Source organism: Pseudomonas sp. MWU13-2517 (assembly GCF_023242545.1).
Lineage (GTDB): Bacteria > Pseudomonadota > Gammaproteobacteria > Pseudomonadales > Pseudomonadaceae > Aquipseudomonas.
This window is the reverse complement of record NZ_JALMFA010000047.1, coordinates 1-347: the sequence shown is the minus strand read 5'-3', so window position 1 is coordinate 347 and position 347 is coordinate 1. Positions and strand designations below refer to the sequence as shown.

The window sequence follows — 347 nt, the reverse complement described above, 5'->3', positions numbered from 1 at the left end:
TTGCCCAATGGCGGGATCAAGCGTTATCGCTATGACGACCTTGGGCGGCAGGTGGCGCGTGAGGATGAGCACGGTGCGCTGACCCAGTACCAGTGGGACAGCGTGGGTCGCCTGGTGCGTGTGGTACTGCCGGGCGGCGCGTGTCGGGAATACAGCTACAACCCCTACGGCAAAATCACCGCCGAACGCGACGAACTCGGCCACGTCACCCGCTACGAATACGCCGACGGCCTGCACCTGATCAGCCGCCGCCTCAATGCCGACGGCACCCAGGTCAAGTACCGCTACGACAACGTGCGGTTATTGCTGACCGAGATTGAAAACGAAGTCGGCGAAACCTATCAGCT

General features: G+C 62.0%; 1 protein-coding gene. It reads left to right on the top strand.

The window, feature by feature from the left end:
* Nucleotides 1-347, top strand: a 347-nt coding sequence (locus tag M5B97_RS27595; RefSeq protein WP_248733242.1) for an RHS repeat domain-containing protein, incomplete at both ends; no start/stop codon positions are given.